Annotated in this window: 4 protein-coding genes; all 4 read left to right on the top strand. The window is 34.8% G+C overall.

Going from position 1 to position 3,476, the window contains the following annotated elements; translation table 11 throughout:
* Window positions 1-90: IS3 family transposase (locus tag D8M05_RS21000; protein WP_147405168.1), on the top strand; the 90-nt coding region annotated here is incomplete at its 5' end.
* A 204-nt stretch (window positions 91-294) separates the two neighbouring features.
* Entirely contained in the window at window positions 295-891 is a 597-nt protein-coding gene (locus D8M05_RS19790; RefSeq protein WP_121134819.1) for a YpjP family protein, read from the top strand.
* Between the two features lie 95 nt (window positions 892-986).
* Window positions 987-1,286, top strand: coding sequence for a rhodanese-like domain-containing protein (locus D8M05_RS19785; protein ID WP_121134817.1), 300 nt, complete (start codon window positions 987-989; stop codon window positions 1,284-1,286).
* 158 nt (window positions 1,287-1,444) lie between these two features.
* Window positions 1,445-3,325, top strand: a complete 1,881-nt coding sequence (htpG, locus tag D8M05_RS19780; RefSeq protein ID WP_121134815.1) for a molecular chaperone HtpG — start codon at window positions 1,445-1,447, stop codon at window positions 3,323-3,325.
* Window positions 3,326-3,476 lie beyond the last annotated feature (151 nt).

Here is a 3,476-nt window from a genome sequence, read left to right as displayed (position 1 = left end):
TATTATTACAATAACCAACGAATTAAAGGAAGATTGATCGGTATGAGCCCAGTTCAATACCGAATTCATACCGATCTAATCGTTGCTTAATAAAACTCCAACTATTGGGGGTCACACCAAAAATGAAATGTATTGCCGTAACGGTAGGACATGTATTTTCTCAACTTACTGCGCATTTTATATCAATTGCAACAAACAATATAATAAATTTATGTTAAATATTTCTAAAATTATGTACAATAGTCTAGTACGTGTTAAAATATAAGTAGACGTATGTAGAGAAGGTGAATATGGATGAAACTATGGATGAGAAAGATACTTGTAGCATTAATAACAGTTGCGACACTGGGAATGTACACACCTGTTGCTCTGTTAGAAGTGGATGCAGATAATAGTAAAGATAGTTTATCAGAAGCAGACTTACAGAATAGGGAAGCTACTAAAGCTGAGGTAACAGTAGATACTCCTATATCCCAAAATGTTAATAATAAAGCGTATTTTATAGATACGATTTGTGAAAAAGCAAAAACCCAAACATTAATGAAATTTGGACCAAGGATTGCCGATCGAGTGGAGGATGAGTTTGCAGAAACAATCCTACCAACCATTGAGAATGTTATTGAAACTCTAGTGGATCAAGCTGGCGATGAATATATATATTATGGAATAACAGAACAACCTGCGAAAGGATATGGGGAAAGAATATTCCATGTTTATGATTATCGCACACAAGATGATATTGCAAGATTCCATGTAAGACGTGATAATCGCCCGTTAGAGGGGTACTATTTTAATTTTCATTACCACTTAAGTAATGATGGATTTAAGGAGCATCATCAAATTGGAGAAATATTTTGGGCTAAAAATACCCCTCCGAAATGGATGGCTTAATTGCTAATTGAGGAAGCAATAATGCAGCTTATTTACTTATGAATAGTTGATGGGTTAAAATGGTACAAAGAATGTACTATTGGAGGTAATTAGTGATGGAAGAGATTACAGCAAAAGACTTAGAAGAAAAGCTAGAAAAAGGTGAAAAGCTAAATATTATCGATGTTCGTGAAGATGATGAGGTAGCCGGGGGGATTATTCCTGGTGCTAAACATATTCGCTTGAGTGAAATTCCTGAGCGTGTAAATGAACTAGAAAAAGATGAGCATTATTATATGGTTTGTCGCTCTGGTGGTAGAAGCGGAAGAGCTACTGACTTTCTAAAAGAACAAGGATATGATGTGACCAATATGGCTGGTGGCATGCTTGCTTGGGAAGGCGAAGTAGAGAAATAATTCGAAAATGCGTGGGAGGTGTCCATTTTAGGAATGGGCATCTCCTTTTAATTTATGCCGAGATGTTTGACATGTAGATGTGTGATATGTTATTTAAATTATAGAGATTATCACTCGACACCTTAGAGTGCTAATAATAGAATGAAGGAGAGATTACGATGGTGCAAAAGGAATTTAAAGCAGAATCCAAGAAGCTATTAGATATGGTTATTAACTCTATTTATTCAAAGCGCGAAGTCTTTTTAAGAGAGCTTATTTCCAATGCAAGTGATGCAATTGATAAAATTTATTACCGCGCATTAACTGATGACAACATCTCGTTTAATAAAGATGATTATTTTATTAAAATTGAAGCCAATAAAGATACTCGAACATTAAAGGTTATTGATACTGGGATTGGTATGACGAAAGAAGAGCTAGAATCAAACCTAGGTACCATTGCTAAGAGTGGTTCGTTTAATTTTAAAAATGAAAATGAAATTAAAGATGGTTATGATATCATTGGCCAATTTGGTGTTGGTTTCTACGCAGCATTTATGGTTGCTGATACCGTTACTGTAACTACAAGATCAATTGATAGTGATGAGGCTTATAAATGGGTTTCCCAAGGCTCAGACGGATACACCATTGAAACTTCTGAAAAATCCGATATAGGTACAGAAATCATCTTAGAGATAAAAGAGAATACAGAAGATGATAATTATGATGAGTTTCTTGAGGAGTATCAATTAAAACAAATTATTAAAAAATACTCTGACTTTATTCGTTATCCAATTAAAATGGACGTAACAGAAAGCAAACTTAAAGAAGGTTCTGAGGACGAGTACGAGGACGTTATAGACGAACAAACGGTTAATTCAATGGTACCTATCTGGAAGAAGAATAAGAGTGAACTGACAGATGAAGACTATGAGAATTTTTACAATGAAAAACGTTATGGCTATGACAAACCGTTAAAACATATCCATATCAATGTTGACGGATCGATCCGATATAACGCCATTCTCTACATCCCAGAAAATGCACCATACAATTATTACACAAGAGAGTATGAAAAGGGCTTAGAACTTTACTCAAATGGTGTTCTAATTATGGAAAAATGTGCAGACTTACTTCCTGATTATTTTAGCTTTGTTAAAGGGATGGTAGACTCTGAAGACTTATCCTTGAACATATCTAGAGAGATGCTTCAGCATGATAGACAATTGAAGCTGATTGAGAAGAATATTAATAAGAAGATTAAAAAAGAATTGCAAAACATTTTAAGAGATGACCGTGAAAAGTATGAAAACTTCTTCAAAGCATTTGGTCAACAACTGAAATATGGTGTTTACAGTGATTTTGGAGCGAATAAGGAAGTACTGCAAGACCTATTATTATTCCACTCATCGAAAGAGAAGAAGCTTGTAACACTAGAGGAATATGTTTCAAGAATGCCTGAGGAGCAAAAATACATTTATTATGCTGCTGGTGATTCGATTGATCGCATTGAAAAACTCCCTCAGACTGAAATGCTTGCAGACAAAGGCTTTGAAATCCTATACTTCACAGAGGAAATCGACGAATTTGCAATTAAGATGTTAATGCAGTACAAGGAAAAAGAATTTAGATCTGCATCTAGCGGTGATTTAGGTATTGATGAAGAAGAAAGTAAAGAAACAAAGGAAAAGGAAGAAGAAAACAAAGATTTATTTGGAGCTATGAAGGAAATTCTTTCTGACAAAGTAAAAGATGTAAAAGCGTCTAAACGATTAAGATCACATCCTGTATGCCTAACAGCTGAAGGGGAAATTTCCATTGAAATGGAAAAGGTAATTAATGCCATGCCTGATAATCAAAGTGTTAAGGCAGATAAAGTATTAGAAATAAATCTTGATCATGATGTTTTCAAATCGCTTAAAAATGCATATGAAAATGATAAAGAAAAACTAAGCTTATATACGAACCTACTTTATAACCAAGCACTACTCATTGAAGGGTTGCCAATCAATGATCCAGTAGAGTTTACGAATGATATTTGTAAAGTGATGGTACATTAAAATGATAAAAGCCTCTGCAGATTAGCAGAGGCTTTTTGTGCGACGGGCAGTTGCACAAGGTGCTGACATCAGCGCCTATTTCTGTTTCTTTTCAGGACAGAGACGACACTGAGGTGTAACGACTGGAAGAAAGAGAGAAACAGAATTTCCA

The sequence above is a fragment of the Oceanobacillus bengalensis genome (genome assembly GCF_003628445.1).
Classification (GTDB): Bacteria; Bacillota; Bacilli; order Bacillales; family Amphibacillaceae; genus Oceanobacillus; species Oceanobacillus bengalensis.
Note: the sequence above shows the minus strand (reverse complement) of the source record. Positions and strands in the feature narration are given on the sequence as shown.